Source organism: Streptomyces zingiberis (assembly GCF_012034935.1).
GTDB classification, from domain to species: Bacteria; Actinomycetota; Actinomycetes; order Streptomycetales; family Streptomycetaceae; genus Streptomyces; species Streptomyces zingiberis.
Genome location: NZ_JAATEN010000009.1, coordinates 123,360 through 143,132, shown reverse-complemented (window position 1 = coordinate 143,132; position 19,773 = coordinate 123,360). Strand labels below are relative to the sequence as shown.

Genomic DNA, 19,773 nt, shown 5'->3' with positions numbered 1-19,773 from the left:
GATGCGAACGGTCACCAGCCTGCCCTGCGCGGTCAGGGAAGAGGAACACGTATGGATACCGGTCTCCGACGGGACGCGGCTCTCCGCCCGGATCTGGCGCCCCACCTCCTCGGACGACGAACCGGTCCCCGCGGTGCTGGAGTACATCCCGTACCGCAAGCGTGACCTGTCGTCCGTCCGGGACTCGATCCACCACCCGTACATGGCCGGTCACGGCTACGCCTGCGTGCGGGTCGACATCCGCGGCACCGGTGAGTCCGAGGGCGTGCTGCGCGACGAGTACCTGGAGGTGGAACAGAGCGACGCGGAGGACGTGCTCGCCTGGCTCGCCGCGCAGCCGTGGTGCGACGGCACCACCGGGATGATGGGCATCTCCTGGGGTGCCTTCAGCTCGCTGCAGGTGGCCGCGCGCCGTCCCCCGAGCCTCAAGGCGATCGTCATCGCCTCGTTCACCGACGACCGGTACGCCGACGACATGCACTACATGGGCGGCTGCCTGCTCTCGGACAACCTCGGCGAGGCGGGCACGATGTTCGCCTACGCCACCTGTCCCCCGGACCCCGCCCTGGTCGGCGAGCGCTGGCGGGAGATGTGGCGGGAGCGGCTGGAGAACAGCGGCCCCTGGGTGGCCGAGTGGCTGCGCCACCAGCGGCGGGACGACTACTGGCGGCACGCCTCGGTCTGCGAGGACTACGGCGCCGTCCAGGTGCCGGTCCTGGCGTCGAGCGGCTGGGCGGACGGCTACTCCAACGCCGTGACCCGGCTGCTGGGGAACCTGGACGTGCCCCGCCGCGGGCTCATCGGCCCCTGGTCGCACAAGTATCCGCACCTGGGCGAGCCGGGCCCCGCCATCGGCTACCTCCAGGAGGTCGTCCGGTGGTGGGACCACTGGCTGAAGGGCGCCGACAACGGCGCGATGGACGGCCCGATGCTGCGCACCTGGATGCAGGAGAGCGTCCCGCCCTCTACCTCCTACGAGGAGCGGCCCGGCCGCTGGGTGGGCGAGCCGGAATGGCCGTCCCCGCACATCGAGCGGGTGTCGTACCCCCTGAGCCGGCACCGCGTGGGCGAGCCGGGCGAGACACCGCCCGAGGAGGAACTGACGGTGCAGTCGCCCCTCTCCGTCGGCCAGTTCGCGGGCAAGTGGGCCTCGTACAACGCGCCGCCGGACCTCCCCTACGACCAGCGGGAGGAGGACGGCGGGTCGATGGTGTTCGACACCGGCCCGCTCACCGAACGGGTGGAGATCCTCGGCGCGCCGACGGTGGAGCTGGAGCTCTCGGTGAACCAGCCGGTGGCGATGGTCGCCGCCCGGCTGTCGGACGTGGCCCCCGACGGCCGGGCCACGCGGGTGAGTTACGGGCTGCTCAACCTCACCCGGCGGGACGGCCGCGACGCGCCGGAGCCGCTGATCCCCGGTGAGCGGTACCGGGCCGTGGTGCAGCTCAACGGCACGGCGCAGGCCTTCCCGCCCGGGCACCGGATCCGGCTCTCGCTGTCCACCTCCTACTGGCCGCTGGCCTGGCCGCCGCCGGAGCCCGTCCTGCTGACGGTGTACTCCGGCGCCTCCACGCTGACGCTGCCGGTGCGCCCGACGGCCGAGCCCGACGAGGTGACCGACCAGCCGTTCGAGGAGCCGGAAGGGACACCGCCGCTGGCCACCACCCAGCTCACCCCCGGGGAGCAGCGCTGGACCGTCTCCCGTGACCTGGTCGGCTACAACGCGACCCTGGAGATCGTCAAGGACGCCGGGGAGGTGCGCTTCGAGGACATCGGCCTCGACACCCACCGCCGCGCCTACGAGCGCTACGACTCGGTGGCGGACGACTTCCTGTCGCCACGCGGCGAGTCCGCCTGGACGATGACGTTCCGGCGGGGCGACTGGGAGGTGCGGACCGAGACCCGTACGGTGCTCCGCTGCACCGGTACGGACTTCCTGCTCCACGCCACCCTCGACGGCTACGAGGGCGGGGAGCGGGTCTTCTCCCGCACCTGGAACGAGACGCTGCCCCGCGACCACCTCTGAACCCGGGACCGGGGACACCCCCGCGGCCCGGCACGGCGCGGCGCCCGGCCGGACACCTCCCGGACGGGCGCCGCGCCATGCTGTGCCGGGCCGGGCGGCACCGGGCGGGCCGGCCGGCCCCGCCCGGTGTCAGCGGGCCGGTTCGGGGTGGCCGAACAGCACCGCGTACTCCACGGGCAGCCGGGAGAGCAGCAGGTCCCGCTCCTCGCGGCCGAGGTACCCGGCCAGCGCCGACAGCACCGCGTGGGCGGCCACCCGGGCGCCCTCCTCGTCCTGTCCGGTCAGCCCCGCCACCTGGGCGATGAACCGGCGTACCCCCCAGTCGCGGGCGGCGGCCTCGGCGTCGTTCACCGGGTCGGCCAGGGGCTCGGGCATCTGTTCGGCGAGGCGCCCGGCGGCGTCGGGCGTCAGCCGGGTGCCCAGCGCGGCCAGGACGGCGCGGGTGGCCGCGTCCGCCTCGTCGGCGGTGTAGCCGCCGCGTTCGCGCACGGCATCGAGAAAAGCTCCGTAGGACATGGCCGGCTCACTCCTCCGGGGACCGGGGCCGGACGGGATCCGGGCCCGTGGTGACCTCGTCGTACGGCGGACCCGGGTGGCCGCCGTCCCGCGCGGGACGGCGTGCGTCCCCCTCGAGGTACCTGGTGCCGCCCGCTTCAAACCGGCGCCCGCCGGTGGCTCGCGGCCCCCGGCGGGACCGCCCCGGCCGGGGCACGGCGGGTCCGTGACACGGCGGCCGCTTCACCGCGGCATCCGGTGGCGGGGCGGGTGACGGCGGCGGGACAGGACCACCCCGAGCAGCACCAGCGCGGCCAGGAACACCGCGGCGCCGACGATCAGCAGGTAGAAGAGTCCTTTCACCACCACGCCGGCGATGCCCAGACCGACCGCGACGAGGACGAGGAACAGGAACAGGGCCATGAGGGCACTTCCCTTCGGCTGTCCGGTGTGACCGCGGATCAGCGCCGGGCGAGCCGGCGCTCCCCGGGGCGGTGCCCGTACGGGCGTTCGTAATGGCTGAAGACCTCTTCCTCGCGCTCGGCGAGGAGTTCACCGTCACGCGGGATGGAGGGGGCCGCTCGGGCGAGCTTGCGGGAGACACCCACCTTCACCCGGCCCGGCCCCACGGTGGCCCCGTCCAGGGGGACGAACACGAGCCGGCGCCGGGTGGGCAGCCCGGTGAAGACGGTGGCGAAGGCCGGCTGGTCCGTGGTGGTGTCCACATAGACGGCTTCCAGCTCACCGATCTTGCGCTCGTCGGCGTCCACCACGTCATGGCCCCGCCAGTCCCTGATGTTCTCGGCCTCGAACACCGTCTGCCTCCGTCCTCCGGCCCACCGTCCGGTGCGCCCTCCTCCGTCCTACCTCGGCCGGGCCCGGCGCGCGCGGCGAGAACCCGCGAGCGGCCCAATCGGGCCCCCCGACGGAGGTACGGAAGAGGCCCGGCCGAGCTGTCCGGCGCGGGCGGCCCCGGAGGGGCGGACTCCGTTCCGCCCGCGTCCCTCTGGTGGCGGAAGGAGGTGCCCGCAGGGCCTATCCTGGGCGCGTGGCGAGCGAAGAGGTGCAGCGCCTGGCGCGGGTCCGGATGCAGGTGACGGGCGAGAGCTTCGAACAGGCTCTGGCCGCCCTGGAGGGCCGGGACCCAGGCGGCACCGGACAGGACAGCGGTCCGCCGGCGGGATCCGCGGGCGGTGCGGACGGCGCGGGTGACACCGGCGGGGCGGACGGGGCGGAGGCCGCGGGCGGCCCCGCCCGTGAGGGCGCCCGGGTCATCGGTATGGCAGGACGCCGGCGGGCGGCGGAGGAAGCCCGCGGGGTACGGCGGCGCCCCGGGGAACGGCCGCGGTAGAACCCCCGGGACGGGGCGGAACCCCATCGAGGAGGGCGTCCCCCGCCCGGCGGTGCCCGGGGCGCCGCGCGTGCCCGGGCGGAGGACAGCCGGCCGTCAGACCGGTTCGGCTTCGCGGGCCGGCCGGTCGGGGACGAGCCGGGCCCGCCCGAACAGCAGGGCGTAGCCGCCCGGCAGCCGGGCCATGAGCCGGTCCAGCTCGCCGCGGTCCATCGCGTCCGCCACCACGCTCAGCACCGAACTGGTGTCCCAGCGGGCGGTCGCCGGAGTGGCCCCCTCGGTCCGGGCGGCGATCGCGTCCACGAACGCGGCGGCCGGCAGCGGAGGTGTCGCGGGTCCCCGCGCGGTGACCAGCCGGGCCGCCTCCGGAGGCAGCCTGCGGGCCAGCAGGTCGCGCTCCTCCCGGTCCAGTTGCCCGGCGAGCGCCGGCAGGACCGTCCGGCTCACCCGCTCGGCCTCCCGGCCGGTGGGGTACTCCCCGCGTTCGCGGACCCGCTCGACGAACTCACTCCAGCGCATACGCGCGCTCCTCCTCTTCCTTTCGTCAGGACGGCGTGTCACCGGCCCGGCATGACGGTGGCCGGCGTCCGGCGGCGCCCCGGGGACACGTGGTTCCCCCCGCGGGCCGGGCACAGGGGTGCCGCGGCCGTGGTCCCGGCCGCGGCACACAGGGGTGGGTCAGGAACGGATCTGCCTGCGCCCGCCGCCGCCCACGATCTGGATCTTGCGCGGCTTGGCCTGCTCGGCGACCGGGATGCGGAGCGTCAGCACCCCGGACTCGTAGGCGGCCTCGATCCGCTCGGTGTCGAGGGTGTCCCCCAGGAAGAGCTGCCGGCTGAAGCTGCCCTGCGGCCGCTCGGAGGCGATCACCTCGGCCCCCTCGGGTGCGGGCGAACGGCGGTCGGCGCGGACGGTGAGGACGTTCCGCTCGACGTCGAGGTCGATGCTCTCCGGGTCGACGCCCGGGAGGTCGAAGTGGACGACGAACTCGTCCCCCGAGCGGTAGGCGTCCATGGGGACACCCGCGGGGCGGGTGACGCTGTCGAACACCTGCTGGGCGAACCGGTCGAGGTCGCGGAACGGGTCGGTACGCATGAGCATCACGGGTCAACTCCCTCCGTATGGCACTGGAAGCGATGCCCTGGACACTTCTTATATACACCGCACGAGGAAAGTTGCCAAGCTGCCACTCAACCCTGAGGAAAGGGCAGGTCAGGGAGCGGGGTCAGAGGGTACGGGGCCGAGCTCTCCGGCCCGGGCGGGTGTCCGGGCGGGGCCCCGGGCCGCGGCGGGCCCGCCGCCCGGACACCGCCAGGGCGGGCGCCGGGGTCCCGGCACCCGCCCCCGCGGCCGCGCACCCGCCGTCAGCCGGTGTCCTCCTCCCGCACCAGCGCTCCCTCACCACCGCTCGGTGTGCGGCCGGAAGGAGGAGGCTCCCACGTAACGGCGCATGTAACCGGTGTCGTCGCGCTGGGTGAGGCCACACCGGAGGTAGGTCTCGTGGGCGCGGGCCAGGGCGTCCGGGTCGAGTTCCACGCCGAGGCCCGGCCCGTCCGGCACCCGGACGGCACCGTCGCGGAACTCCAGCGCGCCCGGGGCTATCACGTCGCTCTCCTTCCACGGCCAGTGGGTGTCACAGGCGTAGCTCAGATGCTCGGTCGCGGCCGCCACGTGCACCATCGCGGCGAGGCTGATGCCGAGATGGCTGTTGGAGTGCATGGACAGGCCGATCCCGAAGGAGCGGCAGGCGACGGAGAGGGCCTGGGTGTCGCGGAGCCCGCCCCAGAAGTGGTGGTCGGAGAGGACCACCCCGACCGCCCGGGCGCGGACGGCGGGTTCGAGATCGGCGAAGCGGACCACGCACATGTTGGTCGCGAGCGGCATGGGTGCCCGCGCCGCGACGCGTGCCATCCCCGCCGTTCCCGGGGTGGGGTCCTCCAGGTATTCGAGGACCCCGTCCAGCGCGTGGGCCACCCGGATGGCGGTGTCCGGCGTCCAGGCCCCGTTGGGGTCGATGCGCAGCGGATGGCCGGGGAAGGCGCCGGCGAGCGCGCGGACGGCCTCGGTCTCCTGCTCCGGCGGGAGCACGCCGCCCTTCAGCTTCAGGGACCGGAAGCCGTACGTGCCGACCATCCGCCGGGCCTGCCCGACCAGGGCCTCCGGGGTGAGCACCTCGCCCCAGTCGTCGCCCGCCGCGCCGAGGTGGGCGCCGAACTTGTAGAAGAGGTAGGCGGAGAACTCGACCTCGTCCCGGACCCTCCCGCCGAGCAGGTCGTACACGGGCCGGCCGAGCAGTCTGCCCTGGGCGTCGAGGGCGGCGACCTCGAAGAGCGCGTAGACGCTCGCCAGGGTCTTGCCGACCGAGAAGCCGCCGGTGAGCCCGTGCAGATCGGTGTGGACGGTCTCACCGACCACCCGTTCCACGATCCGCCGCAGACCCGGCAGGTCGAACACGTCCCAGCCCGGGAGCTGTTCGGCGACCTTCCGGGCCTGGGCGAGGAACCCCTCGTCGCCGTAGGACTCGCCGAGCCCGGTGACGCCGTCCTCGCCGACGAGCTGGACGACGCTGCGCAGCGCGTAGGGCTCGTGCACGCCCATGGCGTTGAGCAGCGGCGGGTCGGCGAAGGCGACGGGGGTGAGCACTGCCTCGCGGATCCTCATCGGCCGGCGCCCTCCCCGCCGGGGAGGGAGGCGAGGACGGCGAGCCCGTCATCCAGGATCCGCTCCAGCCGCCGGAGCTGGTCCGCCGACGGCTCGGCCAGCGGTGGCCGGACCGGTCCCACCTTCTGGCCGCGCAGCCGGGCGGCAGCCTTGACCAGGGAGACGGCGAAGCCGGGGGTCTCGTCCCGGAGCGCTACCAGGGGCCGGTAGAACCCCCGCAGCAGGGCGTCCATGGTGGCCCCGTCCTCCTCCGCGAGGGCGCGGTGGAAGCGCTGGGCGATCTCGGGGACGCAGCCGTGCACCGCGGAGGAGTAGCGCCGGACGCCGATGGCGGCGTAGGCGCGGGCGGACATCTCCGCGGTGGGCAGCCCGTTGAAGAAGAGGAAGTCCCGCCCCCGGCCGCCGGCGGCGCGGACGGCGGTGACGATTCTGCTCATCCGTTCGATGTCCCCGTGGCCGTCCTTGAGTCCGGCCACGGAGTCCACGGAGAGCAGGGAGACCGCCGCCTCCTCGGTGAACACGCTGGTGGAGCGGTGGTAGACGATCACCGGGAGAGGGGTGTCCGCCACCGCGTACCGCACGTGGGCCACCAGGCCCTCCGGCGGTCCGGTGACGAGGTAGGGCGGCATCAGCAGGACGCCGTCGGCGCCGGCCGCCGCGGCCGCCGCGATCCCCGCCCGCGCCGCGGCGGCGCCGCCGCCGGCCCCCGCCCACACCGGGACACGCCCGCCGGTGACGTCGAGGGCGATCCGTACCAGGGTGTCCAGCTCACCGGGCGTGAGCGAACCGAACTCCCCGGTGCCGCAGCCGACGAACAGGGCTCCGGCGCCCGCCTCCACGTGGAAGGCGACGTGCTCGGCGAAGACGCCGGGGTCGAGGGCGAGGTCGTCGGTGAAGGGGGTGAACGGGAAGGCCAGCAGGCCGTCGAGTGCGCGGGCGGGCTCGGTCATCGGATCCGGGTCCTCCTCGGTCGGTGGCGGTCGGTGGGGTCGTCGGCGGTCCGCCGCGGCCGGTCGCGGCCGGGGAACGCCGTGCCGCGGCTCATACGGCCGCGACCGGGTCCTTGGCGGAGCCCCCGGTGTCCCCGGTGTCCTCGTCGGGGCGGCCCGCCGTGTCGATCAACTCGTCGGCGCGTTCGCTCGGTTCCGGGGCCAGCAGGCCGAGGCCGCAGTAGAGGGTGAGCGAGACGAGGATCGGCGAGACGACGATCACCGTCTGGGAGCTGTCGAACCCGTAGTAGACGAGGGCGTAGGTGATCAGCCCGCCGGCCCAGGAGACCAGCGCCGCGCGCGAGCCGCAGCGGCGGAACCAGGGCAACATGCCGAGCAGCAGCGGGATCGAGATGGGCCCCATGAGGGCGGCGACCCAGGAGACGACGATGGCGAGGACGCCGCCGAGGTTCTTGGCCTGGGTGGCGACGATCATGCTGAGGGTGATGAAGGAGAACGTGGCGATCCGCGCGGCCAGCAGCTTCTCGTCGGCGGAGAACTCCCGCGCCCGCCGCCACATCACGGGCAGCATGTCGCGGGTGATGACGGAGGAGATGGCATTGGCGTCGGAGGCGACCATCGCCATGGTGTGCGAGAAGAAGCCGGCGAGCACCAGGCCGACCAGGCCGGCCGGGAGCAGGGTCGTGGTCATCACGGCGTAGGAGGTGGTCGGATCCTCCAGGCCGGGCACGATGAGCGGCGCCGCGAACATCGGGATCATCAGCACGAACGGCCAGACCAGGTAGAGCCCGGCGGAGAGCACGGCGCCCCGCCGCGCGGCGTGGGCGCTGGGCGCGGCCATGTAGCGCTGCGCCAGGTTCCACATGCCGCCGTTGTACTCCAGGGTCTTCACCAGGATGTAGACCAGCAGGAAGACGGTGGTGTACTTCGAGGTCGTCGGGGAGAGGTGGCCCTCGGGGAGGTCGCCCCAGAAGGTCCACAGCGCGGAGAAGCCGCCGAGCTCCCCGAGGACGACCCAGATCATGACCAGCCCGGCGAGGCCCTGGATCAGGAACTGGCCGAAGTCGGTGAGGGCGTCCGCCCAGAGGCCGCCGGCGGTGCAGTAGAGCATGGTGACGGTGCCGGTGATGGCGATGCCGGCCACCAGCGGGACCCCGGCGAAGGAGTTGAGCAGCACGGCGACCGCGAACCACTTGGAGGCGACGTCGAACACCTTGAGCAGGCTCCCGCTCCAGGCGAGGGCCTGCTGGGTGGGGATGTTGTAGCGGAGGGCGAGGTACTCCAGCGGCGAGGCGACCCCGAGGCGGGAGGCGAGCCGGTTCCAGCGGGCGGCGAAGAGCCAGCTGCCGATGCCCACGCCGATGCCGATGGTGGCGAAGGCCCAGAAGTAGACGGTGATGCCGTCGGTGTAGGCCACCCCCGCGAAGGCGACGAACATGACGGCGCTGTAGCCGGACATGTGGTGCGAGATGCCGGCGAGCCACCAGGGCATCCGCCGGCCGGCTATGTAGAAGTCCCGGACGGTGCGGACCCTGCGGTGCGACCACCAGCCGATGCCGAGCATCACCAGGAAGTACGCGCACACCACGATCCAGTCGAGAACGTGCATCGGTGCGACCCCTCTCTTTCACATACGTGAATGGAGTCACTCAGGCGAACAGGGTTCGCGCACCTGAATGGCGTTCGCGGAAGTTAGTATGACGTGGATCACGTGTCAACGGTTCGGACAAGGAGCGCCATGCCGCGATCGACCGCCACACCGGCCGCCGGCGGCGGGACGGGCAGCGGGACCGGCCGGGAGAGCGGCGGGGCGGCCGCGGCGGCCGGGGTGAAATCGGCCCGCCGCGCCATCGGCCTGCTGGAGACCTTCGCGGCGAACGGGGCCTGGCTGACCCTCGGCGAGCTGCACGCCATGACCGGGGTGCCGCGCTCCAGCCTGCACGGGCTGCTCCGCACCCTGCACGAGGCCGGCTGGCTGGAGGCCGACGGCGCAGGGCGCCACCGGCTGGGGGTACGCGCCCTCATCTGCGGCACGGCCTACCTCGACCGCGACCCGGTCGTGCCGTACGCCACCGAGGCGCTGGAGACCGTGCGCGACAAGACGGGCTTCACCGCGCACTACGCGCGGCGGGACGGCACGCAGGTGGTGTACCTGGAGACCCGCGAGTCACGCCGTTCCGCGCATCTCGTCTCGCGGGTGGGCCGCACCCTGCCGGCCCACGCCACCGCCCTGGGCAAGGCGCTGCTGGCCGAACTCACCCCGGACGAGATCGCCGCGCTGGTGACGGCCCCCCTCCCCGCGCTCACCCCGGCCACCCTCACCACTCTGGAAGCGCTCCAGGCCGCCTGCGCCGAGGCCCGGGAGCGGGGCTACGGGCTGGAGACGGAGGAGGGCACGCCCGGGGTGCGCTGCGCCGCGGCGGTCGTCCCGTACCGGATCCCCGCCACGGACGCGATCAGCTGTTCCATGCCCACCGACCAGGTCACCGAGGGGGCGGTGGCCGAGGTCGGCGCGCTGCTCACCGAGGTGGCCGGTGACCTGGGGCGGCGGCTGCGGCGGGCGGGTATCCGCTGAGTCCCCGCCACCCGCCGCGCGACGCGGTGCGGCGCGGCGCGACCGGTGTCCGCCGGGGGCTCAGCCGATGACCGCGCCGGTGGCCTGGAGGGCGGTGGTCACCGGCTGGAAGTAGGTCGTCCCCCCCGTGGGTGCAGTCGCCGGTGCCGCCGGAGGTCAGGCCGAGCGCGTCCGTGGCGGCGAAGAGCGGCCCGCCGCTGTCCCCGGGTTCCGCGCAGACATTGGTCCGGATCATTCCGCGGACCGGGCCCTGCGGGTAGTTGACGGTGGCGTTGACGCCCGTGACGGTGCCGGAGTGCACCCCGGTCGTGGCCCCGCTGCGCCACACCTGCCGGCCCACGACCGCGGTGGCCGCCCGGGTGATCCGCTGGGTCGCCCCGCCGCCGAGCCGGACCGCGCCGGCCCCGCCGGCCCCCGTCGCGTACCGGACGAGCCCGTAGTCGACGCCCGGGAACCGGGAGAGCACCCCCACGCCGACGACCTGCCGGTAGGCACCGGCCGACCACCAGGTCGTGCCGCTGCCGCCGCAGTGCCCGGCGGTCAGGAAGTGCCGGGCACCGTTCCGGGTCACGTTGAACCCGAGCGAGCAGCGGTACCGGCTGGACTCGATGGCCTCCCCGCCCAGCAGGTACGGGGTGAGCTCACCGTCCGTCCGCCGGAGCACCGCGGCCCCGCCGGCCGCGTCGACGACCGCCCGCAGCCGGGCCAGCTCTCCCCCGCCGACGGTACGGTCGGCCGTGACGACGAGCCGGTTGCGGCGCGGGTCGGTGAACCAGGCCGTGCCGGGGACGGCCGGCAGGCGGTCCGCGACGGCGTCCAGGTCGGCGGTCGAGTACCGCACGGTCCTCGGCTCGGCGCCGGCGGCGCGCACCGTCGCGGCGGCGGTCCCGGTGAGCACGTTGACCACGAGCCGCCGCGTGCCCGGTTCGTAGTACGCGCCGGCGGCCTTCTCCCCCAGCCGGGCGTCGAGGCGGGCGGAGAGGCCGGACGCGGCGCTGCCGGAGAGCGCCGCCGGGGCGGGAGGCCGGGGGCCGGCGGCTCCGGCGGGGACGGCCACCGCGAGGGCGAGAAGCGCGGCTCCGGCCCCAGCGAGGGCGGCTCGGGCCCGGGTGCGGCGGGCGCGTCGGGCGGGCCGGGGGTCGCGGTGCGTCACGAGCTGCCTCCGGAGGCGGGACCGGGACGGGGTGCCCGGTGCCCGTGGAGCGCCGGGCACCGGTGGCCGGGTGCGCGGCGGGCGGGTGCGCCGGGCGGCGCGCGGCTCCGGGAACGGCGAGGGCCGCCCGCCACCTCGATCCTGGCCCGGCGGACCACCGGGCGCGATGCCGCGGTGGTCAAACGGGTGATCACGCGCCGCGCTCCGCCGGACGCGCCGGCCCCGGCGCCCGGTCCGCCGCGCGGGCCGTCAGGGGGACGTGCCCGGGCGGCGTCCGCCGCGCCGCCCGCCCGGGCGCTCCCGTGCGAGTCGTTCCGCCTCGGCCCGCGCCTCCTCGGCCCGGCGGCGGTTCCGTCCCGCCTCCTGCCGGGCGCGGTCCGCGGGGGCCCGGGCCGCTCGTTCGGCCCGTTCCGCGGCGGAGAGCGAACGTTTCGCCCGGCGCAGTTCCTCCGCGAGGCCGCTGACCTCCGCCCGGGCCTGCTCCAGCCGCCCCCGCGCCTCCTCCAGCGTCTGTTCGGCGGAGCTGGCCCCGTCCTCGCTGTCGGCCGCGGCCCGGGCCAGCTCCTCGGCCGCGGCGCGGGCGCCGCGGGCCCGCTCCCGGCGCTCGCGCCCGGCCCGCTCCTGGGCCCGGGCGTGCTCTCCGAGGTCGGTGACCGAGGCCCGCCGCGCCTCTCCTGCCCCGGGCGCCGCTCCTCCCCCACGGCCCTCCGCCCGCTTCCGGCCGGAACCGCCGGAACGGCGCCCGGCGTCCCGGCCTGCGGGCGCCCGCCCGGGCGCCGCCTCGCGGGACGGCGGACGCAGCTCGTGCACGGTGGCCTCCCCGTCCCCGGTGACCTCGGGGGCGACGGGCTCCGCGCCGAAGCCGGCGGGCGCGGGCAGCGCCTTGGTCAGCCGCCCGGCGGCCAGGGCGCGCGCGGCTCCGGGATCGGCGAGGGCCGCCCGCAGGGTGTCCTCCACCTCCCGGAGCACGGCGTCGGAGACGGGGCGGCCGGCGTCCGCGGTGAGCTGTCCGGCCCGCCGGGACAGCGCGGCCACCAGCTGCCGCCGCCGGCCGGCGAGCTCCCGCATCCGGCCGGCGTCCGCCGGCCGCCGGTGCAGGGCGCGCAGTTCCTCCCCGAGCCGGAGCAGCGACGTGACGCGCGACCGGTCCTCGCGGGTGAGCAGATTCACGGCCCAGGCGGCCAGGGAGGGCCGGCGCAGCGCCCGGATCGCCCCGCGCTCGCCGCGGGGCGCGGCGGCCGCCGCACGGTCCCGGGCCGCGGTGAACTCCCCCGGTGACAGCGCGTAGAGCTCCTCGGCCAGCTCGTCGACACCCATGGGGCCATGGTCTCAGGAGCACACGGATCCGGTCCCGCCGCGACGGGGAACCCGGCCGGAACATGTCTCCCCGGGTCCCCCGCGGGAGCCTCCCCCGCGGCGGGGCGGGGGCCGTCGCCGGCGGGCGGGGACGTGGTCACCGGGCCGGTGGAGGGACCGCCGGGCCCGGGCGCCGGTCAGCGCGGTGCGGGGGCGGTACCGCCGCCGGCGCCGGACCGGCCGCGGACCTCCAGGCCGGCGAGGAGTTCCGCGGTGGCCGCGGCCACCGCGTCGACGGCCTCGTCGAACGCCGCGCGGTTGTGGGCCGCCGGGGCGCGGAAGCCGGAGATCTTGCGGACGTACTGGAGGGCGGCGGCACGGATCTCGTCCTCCCCGGCGTCCTCGGTGAACGGAGGGCGGAGCGTCTTGATGCTGCGGCACATGGGACCCAGTGTGCGGCCCACCGCGTCCCGCCGGTACGGCCACCGGGAATCCGGCCGTACCGGCGGGCTGAGGCGGGCCCGCGCCGTGCGCTCCGGGCGCGGTCCGGCGCGGTCGCCGGAGGGTCAGCCGCGCGGCACCACCTGGGACAGGACCTGCGGCAGCCGGTGCCAGTCGGAGGTGAGGACGCTGGCGTGGCGCGCGGCGAGCAGGGCCACCCGGTCGCGGGCCTCCGTCTCGGACGGGGCCGTCGCGTCGATGGCGGGGGCCACCGCGTGCGCACTGGTCATGATCAGCAGATAGTGGTTCCGGTCGTACCAGGCGGTGTCGATGGCGCCGCCGGCGTAGGCGGAGGCGTCACCGTCGAAGACGACGAACCAGGGGCGCAGCGAGGCGTCGCGGTAGCGCTCGCGCGGGTCACCGGCCTCGGCACGGTGGACGGCGGGGAAGGCGGCGGCCCGCCCCAGGGTTCCGGCGGCGGCGAGATCGCGCAGGTGGATGGCGTACTCACGGTCGGTCCAGAGGGTGTCCAGGGGATTGGACTCCTCGACGGTGCCGGGGATGAGTTCCACCAGGAACCGGCCGGCGAGCTCGTCGCGGCCGGGCCAGCCACCGGCCCGCACCGCCTCGTCCAGGGTGGCGTGCCCGGCGGCGACCTCGGCGGGGCGGAGGAGGGCGTCGCCGAGCTTCTCGCCGAGGAGCGTGTCGAGTTCTGCCGGGCCCATCCCCCGGTCGGCGCCGAAGCCGTCCTTCATCTCGATCTTGAGCAGCACGGGGCGGTGCCCCGGATGGGCGTCGTGCCAGGCGCGGATGTCGGCGAGGCAGCCGGCGAGGCTCTGGTTGCGGGGCCGGGTGCGCAGTTCGGCCGCGGTGGAGGCGTTCTCGCAGTTGTTGTCGTTGCCGACCGGATTCTCGTGGGAGACGCGCCAGCCGCGGCCCAGGGCGTTGGTCCAGACGTCGAGTTCGAGCAGGGCGGCACCGGAGTCGAGGGCGTCGGCGAAGTACTGGTGGGCCGATTTCTCGTAGGCGTTGTGCAGGCCGACGGAGGTGGTGGCCGCGTAGGAGGGGGCGGCTGCCGGGGAGGGGGCGCCTCCGGGGGCAGCGGCCGCGGCCGCCGGGAGGGACGCAAGGAGGACTGAGGTGAGAGCCGCCGTGACAGTGACGGTGACGGTGCGGATGCTGCGCATGCCGGTGACCTGCCTGTCCTGTGAGGGGTGATCAGGTACACGCCAGGCTAGGGAGATCGGCGGCGGGGCGGCAGGGGGCGTCCCGTTGGCAGGCCGGGTGTTCCCGGAGCCGTCATGGGCGGTCCGCCCGCCGCCCGCCGCGCGTTTCCCGGGCCTTCCCTGGCCTTCCCGGCACCGTCTCCTCAGGCACCCCCGCTTCCCCGGGCATCCCCGGCGCCGCCGGTGCCCTCGGCGCCTCCCGCCGCGTCTCCCGAGTCCTCGGCGCCTCCCGTGTCCCCTGCACCTCGGGTGCCGGCGGTGTCGCCGGCATCGCCGTGGTGCCGCGCCCCGGTGTCCCCGCCGCCGGCTCCACCGGCCCAGGCCAGGAGTTCCTCCGGGGTCCGCGGGAAGGACGGCCCGGTGACCCCGCCGTCGAGCAGCCCGTGCGCGCGCAGGACCCGGGCCGCCGCGTGCCCCCAGGTGGGGCCGAGCCCGGCGGCGGACAGCAGCGCGGGGTCGGCGAGCATCCCGGCGGCGGGGCCGGTGCGCGGGCCCCGCGGGGTGAGGAGCGCCGCCTCGTCGGCCCAGCGCAGCGCGAGGTCCACGTCGTGCGTGGCCATCACCACGGTGGTCCCGGTCGCCCGCAGCCGGTCCAGCACCGCCAGCAGCCGTTCACGGCCGCGCGGGTCGAGACCGGCCGTCGGCTCGTCCAGCAGGAGCACCCGGGGGCGCATCGCCACGGCCCCGGCGATGGCGGCCCGTTTCCGCTGCCCGTAGGAGAGCAGGTGGGTGGGGCGGTCGCGGAGCGCCGCGATCTCCAGCGCCGCCAGGGACTCGGCGACCCGCCGGTCCACCTCCTCCGGGGGCAGGCCGAGGTTGAGCGGGCCGAAGGAGACGTCCTGGCCGACGGAGGCGGCGAACAGCTGGTCGTCGGGGTCCTGGAGGACGAGCTGGACGGAGGTGCGCAGCCGCGTCAGCTCGGCCCGGCCGCCGCCCACGGGCCGCCCGTCGAGCCGGAGTTCCCCCGCCGAGGGGCGCAGACCGCCGCTGAGCAGCCGCAGCAGTGTGGTCTTGCCGCTGCCGTTGCGCCCGAGCAGCGCCAGGGACCGGCCGGGGTGGACGGCGAAGGTGACACCGCTGAGCACGGGCGGGCCGTCCGCGTAGGCGTACGCGGCGCGGGCGAGTTCGACCACCGGCGGGAGGCCGGTGCCGGCGGGGCCTCCGGCGGCCCGGGCGGCCGGCTCCGGATCGCGGCCGGGTGGTTCGCAGGTCACGGCAGCAGCCTTTCCAGAACGAGGGTGGCCGCGGCGAGGGCCGCGAGCAGCAGCAGGGAGCCGGCCAGGAAGGGGCGGGACACCGGGGCGCCGGAGACCAGCACCCGCAGGGTGCCGTCGTAGCCCCGGCCCGCGAGCCCCGCCTGCATCCGGGCGGCGCGGGCGAAGGCGCGCAGGAACACCGTGGCTCCCTGCCCGGCCAGGGAGCGCCAGGTGGCGGCGCGGGTGGTGTGGCCCAGCCGGGCCGCCTGCGCCTGCCGCACCCGGGCGAGGGTGTCCAGGAGCAGGAACGTGAAGCGGTAGGTCACCAGGGCCACATCGGTCACCGCGGGCGGTACCCCCACGCGGGTGAGGCGCGGCAGGACGTCCGACAGCGGTGTGGTGAACGCGAACAGCAGCAGCCCGAGGGAGGCGGCCGAGGTGCGCAGCAGCAGCCGCGCGGCCTCGGCCGGGCCACCGGGGGCCAGGCCGGGCGGCGCGCCGTCCCCGCCCAGCTGGACGAGGAGCGGCAGCGCCCCGGTGAGGCAGAAGCCGAGCGGCACCCGGTAGGCGCGCCAGAGCCGCCGCGGCTCCACCCGCGCCGGCCCGAGGAGCGCCGTCAGCGCCGCGAGGGCGACGAGCGGCGCGCCCGGCCAGGCGGGCAGGGACACGGCCAGAGCGGTCAGCCCCAGCGCGAGGACCGCCTTGTCCAGGGGGTGGCGGCGGCGCCAGCGATTGCTGTGCGCCGCCGCGTCGATCGGGAGCACCCGCTCACGCGGACCGGTGCGCGCCGGGCCCGTCCCGGCCGGATTCCCGCCCGCCGGGCGGGCCCTCCCGGCCGGTCGGGACCCCGTCGGGGGCGGGACGCCCACCGGCTCCGGCGGGGGCGGCGGCCTCGTCCGGGCCGGGGGTGCCAGGGGTGCCGGGGGTGCCGGGGGTGCTGCCCGGGCGGTCCGGGCCGCGCGTGGGGACGGCCGCGTCCGGCGGCCCCTCCTCCCAGGGGCCGTCCTCCCGTTCCCCCGGGATGTCCCCGGCCGGGTCTGCGCCGGTGCGGGCGGCCGCGGCCCGCTCCTCGCCCTGGCGCCGGCCCCGGCGCAGGCCGAGGCAGTAGGCCAGCACGCCGGCGCCGATGGCGGCCTGCAGGGCGAAGAGGCCCGACTCCACCTCGGTGGACGGGGGCTCGTAGAGCGGGGCGAACCACGGCTCGTAGCCGGGGGCCAGTTCCCCGATGGCGTCCTCGGCCTGCGCGTCGGTGCCGGTGAACGGCTCGGCCGCGTCCCCGCGGGCGCCCAGCACCAGCGGCAGGGCCGCGAGCGCCACGACGACGGCGAGCAGCAGCAGGTTGATCCGGGTGTGCCGGCTCACCGGGCCACCTCCTCCGGGGACCGTCCGTCCTTCCCGGAGGGCGCGGTGAACAGGCCGAGGCGGGCCAGCGCCGGCCGGTCGGCCTGCGTCAGCAGCCGGATCACCAGCACGGTGAGCACGCCCTCGGCGACGGCCAGCGGGAGCTGGGTCACGGCGAAGACGGAACCGAACTTGGCGAGCGCGGCGGGGAATCCGCCGGCCGGGTCGGGGAACGCCAGGGCCAGCTGGACGCTGGTGACGCAGTAGGTGACGAGGTCCGCGGTGAAGGCGGCGGTGAAGACGGCCGCGGTGAGCGGGGCGCCCAGGCGCCGCAGCAGCCGGTAGGCCCCGTACCCGGCCCAGGGCCCGGCCACCGCCATCGAGAAGACGTTGGCGCCCAGCGTGGTCAGCCCGCCGTGCGCCAGCAGCAGGGCCTGGAAGAGCAAGGTGATCGTGGACAGCACCGCCATGACCGGTGGCCGGAAGAGCACCGTCCCGAGCCCGGTACCGGTGGGGTGGGAGCAACTGCCCGTCACGGACGGGATCTTCAGCGCGGACAGGACGAAGGTGAAGGCCCCGGAGGCCCCCAGCAGCAGGGTGTTCCCGGGGTGTTCGCGGACCAGGCGGGTCAGCGACCGCGCGCCGTGGACGACGAAGGGGGCGGCTGCCGCGGTCCAGGCGGCGGCGTGCCAGGGGGGCAGAAAGCCCTCGGCTATATGCATGGGAAAGCGGACCTCTCCAGCACCTCGTGGATGGACGACACGCCCTGGCCGGTCTCCTGGCTGACGGGTCATGCCGCCCGGACTCCGCCTTCCCGGGCGCCGCGGAGCTCCGCGGCGTCCCAGTGGCTCCCCGAGGGGTGGAACCGGACTTCCCGATCACAGTGGCGAGGGCCGCACCGGCTTTTCACCGGTTTCCCGTGCACCAAGGCCCTGCGACAGTAGTGCGGGGCGCACGGCGAGGACAACCCGGCCCGGGCGGTCCGCCGGGCGCCGGGGGACACGGGGAGAGGACCGGCGGGGAGCACGGGGCGGGACGGGCACGGGCCCGGCCGCGGCGCGTGTTCCCGCCGCGGCCGGGCCCTTCCTCACATTCGGTGCGTCCGGCCGCCCGGGGCCGGCCGGGTCAGCCCTTCGCGGTGCCGGTCTCCTTCTCCGCGGGCGGCCCGTGGTGGACGTCCTTGCACCACTTCACCTTCGCCCGCACCTCGACATAGCGTCCGCTCACCCAGAACTCCCCGTGGCGCGCCAGGTACCAGATCGGGTCGCCCTCGATCAGCTGGGCACGGACCTTGCACTTGATGGGGATGTGGTCACCGCGGTCGCTCTGGCCCACCACCGAGGAGTCGGTGCTGGGGTACTGACGGTGGTTGAGGACGCTCGCCGTGACCTTCCCCACCGGCTCCTCCGGGTGGTGGGGGTCGGCCTGCACGGGCGCCGCGCCGAGGAGCGAGCCGCCGACGAGGAGGGCCGAAGCCGCCGCACCGGCCGCGAGCCCCGCGCCGCGGGACTTGAGCGAGTTGAACATGGCAACTCCTGTTCTGCGAGGAATGTGACAACCCGTCGCTTTCCGCTCGGTTCGTGGGCGAAACGGCGACGGCCCGAAGGTCCCCCGCAGGAGGGACCCCGGTCAGCGCATGGACGACGTGGTGTCACCACCCGGTGAACAGGAAGTGGTTGACGAGGAGCGCCGTCACCGCCTGAAGGAGCAGCCACCGGCGGTGGGAGCGGGCCGGCAGGAGGGCCGCCGCGGGCAGCAGCCAGAGCGTGAACGGGAGCCAGATGCGCTCCGTCTCGGCCTTGCTCATCCCGGAGAGGTCGGCCGCCAGGATCATGCAGAGCCCGGCCGTGGCGAGCAGGACCACACCGCCCGCGCCGCCCGGCCGGCCCGCCCGGTGGGCGCGGATGCCTCCCGGCAGGGCGGCGAGGGCGCGGCGCAGCCCGGCGACGGCCGCGAGCCCGGCCGTGATGACGGCGTTGGCGAGGTTCCCGAAGATCCAGTAGCCGTACGGGCGGATCCGGGCCACCCCCTGGTAGTAGCGGGTGACCAGGAGGTCGTACCCCTCGAACCACCAGAATCCGGCGGCCGTGAAGGCGGCGGTGACGGCGGCGCCCCCGGCCAGCGCGGGCAGCACCGGGCGGACCGTCCGGGCGTACAGCAGGAGGGCCACGACCGGGATCACCATCAGCACCAGCCCGTAACTGAGGTGGACGGTGACACCCAGCAGCACGCCGGCCGCCAGCGCCGTGCTCCGCGGGCGGCGGGCGCCGGGCCGGCAGGCCAGGGCGAACAGGGCGACGGACCAGGCGGCGACGGCCGCGAAGTATCCGTCCGCGGACACCCCGGCCCACACCGCGGCGGGCGCGAGCACGAGGAACGGCGCGGCCCGGCGCGCCCACCGCTCCCCCGCCACCGCACGGAGGGTGACCAGCACGGCCGCCGCGGCCGAACTGCCCGTGAGCAGCACCCACACGGCGGCCCAGGCCCCGCCGGACAGCCCGGCGAGGTCGAGGCCGACGAAGGTGTAGACGGCGCCCGGCGGATGCCCGGCCACATGGGCGGGCCAGTGGTCGGGCGCGGTGAGCAGGATGTGGTCGGTGAAGGTCCGCAGGGATCCCGCCGGGTCGGCGGCGATGCGCTCCACGGCCAGCAGGTACTCGTGCTTCTGCGTGAGGCGGCCCGCGACGCCGCGCTGCCACCCGTCGATCAGCGCCAGCGACAGCGTCCAGGCCAGCGACGCGGCCCAGGAGGCCAGGAGCAGCCGGCGCCACGGCAGCCGGCGGGCGAGCACCGGGCCGTGGACGGCGACGGCCACGGCCACGGCGGGCGCGGCGACCGTGCCCGGGCCCACGTGCGGCATCCAGTGGGCGTAGAGCGGCGGCCATTCGACGTAGAGGACGTCCACACGGCGCTGGATCAGGACGCCGGCGTAGGCCACGGCGGCCACGAACAGCGCGGCGGCGGCCGCCGTGATCAGGTCGGGGCGGGAGGTGTCCGGCCGCGCCGGCCGTGTGCCACGGCGGGTCGCGGGGCTCCTGAGGTGGGTCACCCGGTCACGCTAG

19 protein-coding genes, 2 pseudogenes and 1 riboswitch are annotated in these 19,773 nt (G+C 75.8%); of the genes and pseudogenes, 3 read left to right on the top strand and 18 right to left on the bottom strand.

The genetic code is table 11. The features are described from left to right. The first annotated feature begins 1 nt into the window (after position 1). Complete coding sequence (locus tag HCK00_RS14335) at positions 2-2,026, top strand: CocE/NonD family hydrolase (protein ID WP_168102294.1); 2,025 nt, start codon at positions 2-4, stop codon at positions 2,024-2,026. Between the two features lie 129 nt (positions 2,027-2,155). Here the strand turns inward: HCK00_RS14335 and HCK00_RS14330 are convergent, their stop codons facing one another. From HCK00_RS14330 to HCK00_RS14320, 3 genes are all read right to left on the bottom strand, one after another. Further along, the gene (locus HCK00_RS14330) at positions 2,156-2,542 is read right to left on the bottom strand and encodes a DUF2267 domain-containing protein (protein ID WP_168102293.1); all 387 of its coding nucleotides are present in this window, start codon (positions 2,540-2,542) and stop codon (positions 2,156-2,158) included. A gap of 222 nt (positions 2,543-2,764) precedes the next feature. Then, on the bottom strand, positions 2,765-2,944 hold the full coding sequence (locus tag HCK00_RS14325; protein WP_168102292.1) for a hypothetical protein: 180 nt from the start codon (positions 2,942-2,944) through the stop codon (positions 2,765-2,767). A 38-nt stretch (positions 2,945-2,982) separates the two neighbouring features. Further along, a complete protein-coding gene (locus HCK00_RS14320; RefSeq protein WP_168102291.1) occupies positions 2,983-3,336 on the bottom strand; it encodes a PRC-barrel domain-containing protein in 354 nt (117 codons plus the stop codon). 233 nt (positions 3,337-3,569) lie between these two features. Here HCK00_RS14320 and HCK00_RS14315 point away from each other — a divergent pair, with 233 nt between their 5' ends. Continuing rightward, complete coding sequence (locus HCK00_RS14315) at positions 3,570-3,872, top strand: hypothetical protein (RefSeq protein WP_168102290.1); 303 nt, start codon at positions 3,570-3,572, stop codon at positions 3,870-3,872. Positions 3,873-3,968: 96 nt separating this feature from the next. Here the strand turns inward: HCK00_RS14315 and HCK00_RS14310 are convergent, their stop codons facing one another. The 5 genes from HCK00_RS14310 to HCK00_RS14290 all read right to left on the bottom strand — a co-directional run bounded on the left by HCK00_RS14310 (position 3,969) and on the right by HCK00_RS14290 (position 9,092). Next, complete coding sequence (locus HCK00_RS14310; RefSeq protein WP_168102289.1) at positions 3,969-4,391, bottom strand: DUF2267 domain-containing protein; 423 nt, start codon at positions 4,389-4,391, stop codon at positions 3,969-3,971. 159 nt (positions 4,392-4,550) lie between these two features. After that, entirely contained in the window at positions 4,551-4,973 is a 423-nt protein-coding gene (locus tag HCK00_RS14305) for an Hsp20/alpha crystallin family protein (protein WP_168102288.1), read from the bottom strand. 297 nt (positions 4,974-5,270) lie between these two features. Then, positions 5,271-6,533: a glucarate dehydratase family protein gene (locus tag HCK00_RS14300; protein WP_168102287.1), complete on the bottom strand. Its 1,263-nt coding sequence runs from the start codon at positions 6,531-6,533 to the stop codon at positions 5,271-5,273. Continuing rightward, complete coding sequence (locus HCK00_RS14295; RefSeq protein WP_168102286.1) at positions 6,530-7,483, bottom strand: 5-dehydro-4-deoxyglucarate dehydratase; 954 nt, start codon at positions 7,481-7,483, stop codon at positions 6,530-6,532. The genes HCK00_RS14300 and HCK00_RS14295 overlap by 4 nt, the downstream gene beginning before the upstream one ends. A 91-nt stretch (positions 7,484-7,574) precedes the next feature. Beyond that, positions 7,575-9,092 carry a sodium:solute symporter family protein gene (locus HCK00_RS14290; protein ID WP_168102285.1) on the bottom strand — a complete coding sequence of 506 codons (1,518 nt, stop codon included), beginning with the start codon at positions 9,090-9,092 and terminating at the stop codon, positions 7,575-7,577. A gap of 129 nt (positions 9,093-9,221) precedes the next feature. Here HCK00_RS14290 and HCK00_RS14285 point away from each other — a divergent pair, with 129 nt between their 5' ends. After that, positions 9,222-10,058: an IclR family transcriptional regulator gene (locus HCK00_RS14285; RefSeq protein ID WP_168102284.1), complete on the top strand. Its 837-nt coding sequence runs from the start codon at positions 9,222-9,224 to the stop codon at positions 10,056-10,058. Here HCK00_RS14285 and HCK00_RS14280 read toward each other — a convergent pair. The 10 genes and pseudogenes from HCK00_RS14280 to HCK00_RS14235 form a co-directional block, all read right to left on the bottom strand. After that, positions 10,003-11,211, bottom strand: a complete 1,209-nt coding sequence (locus tag HCK00_RS14280; RefSeq protein WP_311765319.1) for a S1 family peptidase — start codon at positions 11,209-11,211, stop codon at positions 10,003-10,005. The genes HCK00_RS14285 and HCK00_RS14280 overlap by 56 nt on opposite strands. Before the next feature lie 249 nt (positions 11,212-11,460). Continuing rightward, positions 11,461-12,528 carry a hypothetical protein gene (locus HCK00_RS14275; RefSeq protein WP_168102283.1) on the bottom strand — a complete coding sequence of 356 codons (1,068 nt, stop codon included), beginning with the start codon at positions 12,526-12,528 and terminating at the stop codon, positions 11,461-11,463. Positions 12,529-12,704: 176 nt separating this feature from the next. Beyond that, the gene (locus HCK00_RS14270) at positions 12,705-12,950 is read right to left on the bottom strand and encodes a DUF2277 domain-containing protein (protein WP_168102282.1); all 246 of its coding nucleotides are present in this window, start codon (positions 12,948-12,950) and stop codon (positions 12,705-12,707) included. Between the two features lie 123 nt (positions 12,951-13,073). Then, entirely contained in the window at positions 13,074-14,135 is a 1,062-nt protein-coding gene (locus HCK00_RS14265) for a phosphatidylinositol-specific phospholipase C domain-containing protein (RefSeq protein ID WP_168102281.1), read from the bottom strand. A 353-nt stretch (positions 14,136-14,488) separates the two neighbouring features. Further along, a pseudogene (locus HCK00_RS14260) lies at positions 14,489-15,307 on the bottom strand (energy-coupling factor ABC transporter ATP-binding protein); the annotation flags it as partial. Positions 15,308-15,384: 77 nt separating this feature from the next. After that, on the bottom strand, positions 15,385-16,134 hold the full coding sequence (gene cbiQ / locus HCK00_RS14255) for a cobalt ECF transporter T component CbiQ (protein ID WP_168102279.1): 750 nt from the start codon (positions 16,132-16,134) through the stop codon (positions 15,385-15,387). Between the two features lie 253 nt (positions 16,135-16,387). Further along, positions 16,388-16,732: pseudogene (locus tag HCK00_RS28875) on the bottom strand (energy-coupling factor ABC transporter substrate-binding protein); the annotation flags it as partial. Then, entirely contained in the window at positions 16,729-17,433 is a 705-nt protein-coding gene (locus tag HCK00_RS14245; protein ID WP_168102277.1) for an energy-coupling factor ABC transporter permease, read from the bottom strand. The pseudogene HCK00_RS28875 and the gene HCK00_RS14245, both read right to left, overlap by 4 nt. 29 nt (positions 17,434-17,462) lie before the next feature. After that, positions 17,463-17,655, bottom strand: a riboswitch (cobalamin riboswitch). Between the two features lie 181 nt (positions 17,656-17,836). Then, the gene (locus HCK00_RS14240) at positions 17,837-18,238 is read right to left on the bottom strand and encodes an SH3 domain-containing protein (protein ID WP_168102276.1); all 402 of its coding nucleotides are present in this window, start codon (positions 18,236-18,238) and stop codon (positions 17,837-17,839) included. A gap of 124 nt (positions 18,239-18,362) precedes the next feature. Further along, a complete protein-coding gene (locus tag HCK00_RS14235) occupies positions 18,363-19,760 on the bottom strand; it encodes a hypothetical protein (RefSeq protein ID WP_168102275.1) in 1,398 nt (465 codons plus the stop codon). Positions 19,761-19,773: the final 13 nt, after the last annotated feature.

Bases quoted from the DNA above. Each gene is read 5' to 3' on its own strand.
- HCK00_RS14330 (WP_168102293.1), bottom strand. From the start codon at position 2,542: ATGTCCTACGGAGCTTTTCTCGATGCCGTGCGCGAACGCGGCGGCTAC.
- HCK00_RS14310 (WP_168102289.1), bottom strand. From the start codon at position 4,391: ATGCGCTGGAGTGAGTTCGTCGAGCGGGTCCGCGAACGCGGGGAGTAC.
- HCK00_RS14240 (WP_168102276.1), bottom strand. From the start codon at position 18,238: ATGTTCAACTCGCTCAAGTCCCGCGGCGCGGGGCTCGCGGCCGGTGCG.
- HCK00_RS14285 (WP_168102284.1), top strand. From the start codon at position 9,222: ATGCCGCGATCGACCGCCACACCGGCCGCCGGCGGCGGGACGGGCAGC.
- HCK00_RS14305 (WP_168102288.1), bottom strand. From the start codon at position 4,973: ATGCTCATGCGTACCGACCCGTTCCGCGACCTCGACCGGTTCGCCCAG.
- HCK00_RS14270 (WP_168102282.1), bottom strand. From the start codon at position 12,950: ATGTGCCGCAGCATCAAGACGCTCCGCCCTCCGTTCACCGAGGACGCC.
- HCK00_RS14290 (WP_168102285.1), bottom strand. From the start codon at position 9,092: ATGCACGTTCTCGACTGGATCGTGGTGTGCGCGTACTTCCTGGTGATG.
- HCK00_RS14295 (WP_168102286.1), bottom strand. From the start codon at position 7,483: ATGACCGAGCCCGCCCGCGCACTCGACGGCCTGCTGGCCTTCCCGTTC.
- HCK00_RS14325 (WP_168102292.1), bottom strand. From the start codon at position 2,944: ATGGCCCTGTTCCTGTTCCTCGTCCTCGTCGCGGTCGGTCTGGGCATC.
- HCK00_RS14275 (WP_168102283.1), bottom strand. From the start codon at position 12,528: ATGGGTGTCGACGAGCTGGCCGAGGAGCTCTACGCGCTGTCACCGGGG.
- HCK00_RS14335 (WP_168102294.1), top strand. From the start codon at position 2: ATGCGAACGGTCACCAGCCTGCCCTGCGCGGTCAGGGAAGAGGAACAC.
- HCK00_RS14245 (WP_168102277.1), bottom strand. From the start codon at position 17,433: ATGCATATAGCCGAGGGCTTTCTGCCCCCCTGGCACGCCGCCGCCTGG.
- HCK00_RS14265 (WP_168102281.1), bottom strand. From the start codon at position 14,135: ATGCGCAGCATCCGCACCGTCACCGTCACTGTCACGGCGGCTCTCACC.
- HCK00_RS14300 (WP_168102287.1), bottom strand. From the start codon at position 6,533: ATGAGGATCCGCGAGGCAGTGCTCACCCCCGTCGCCTTCGCCGACCCG.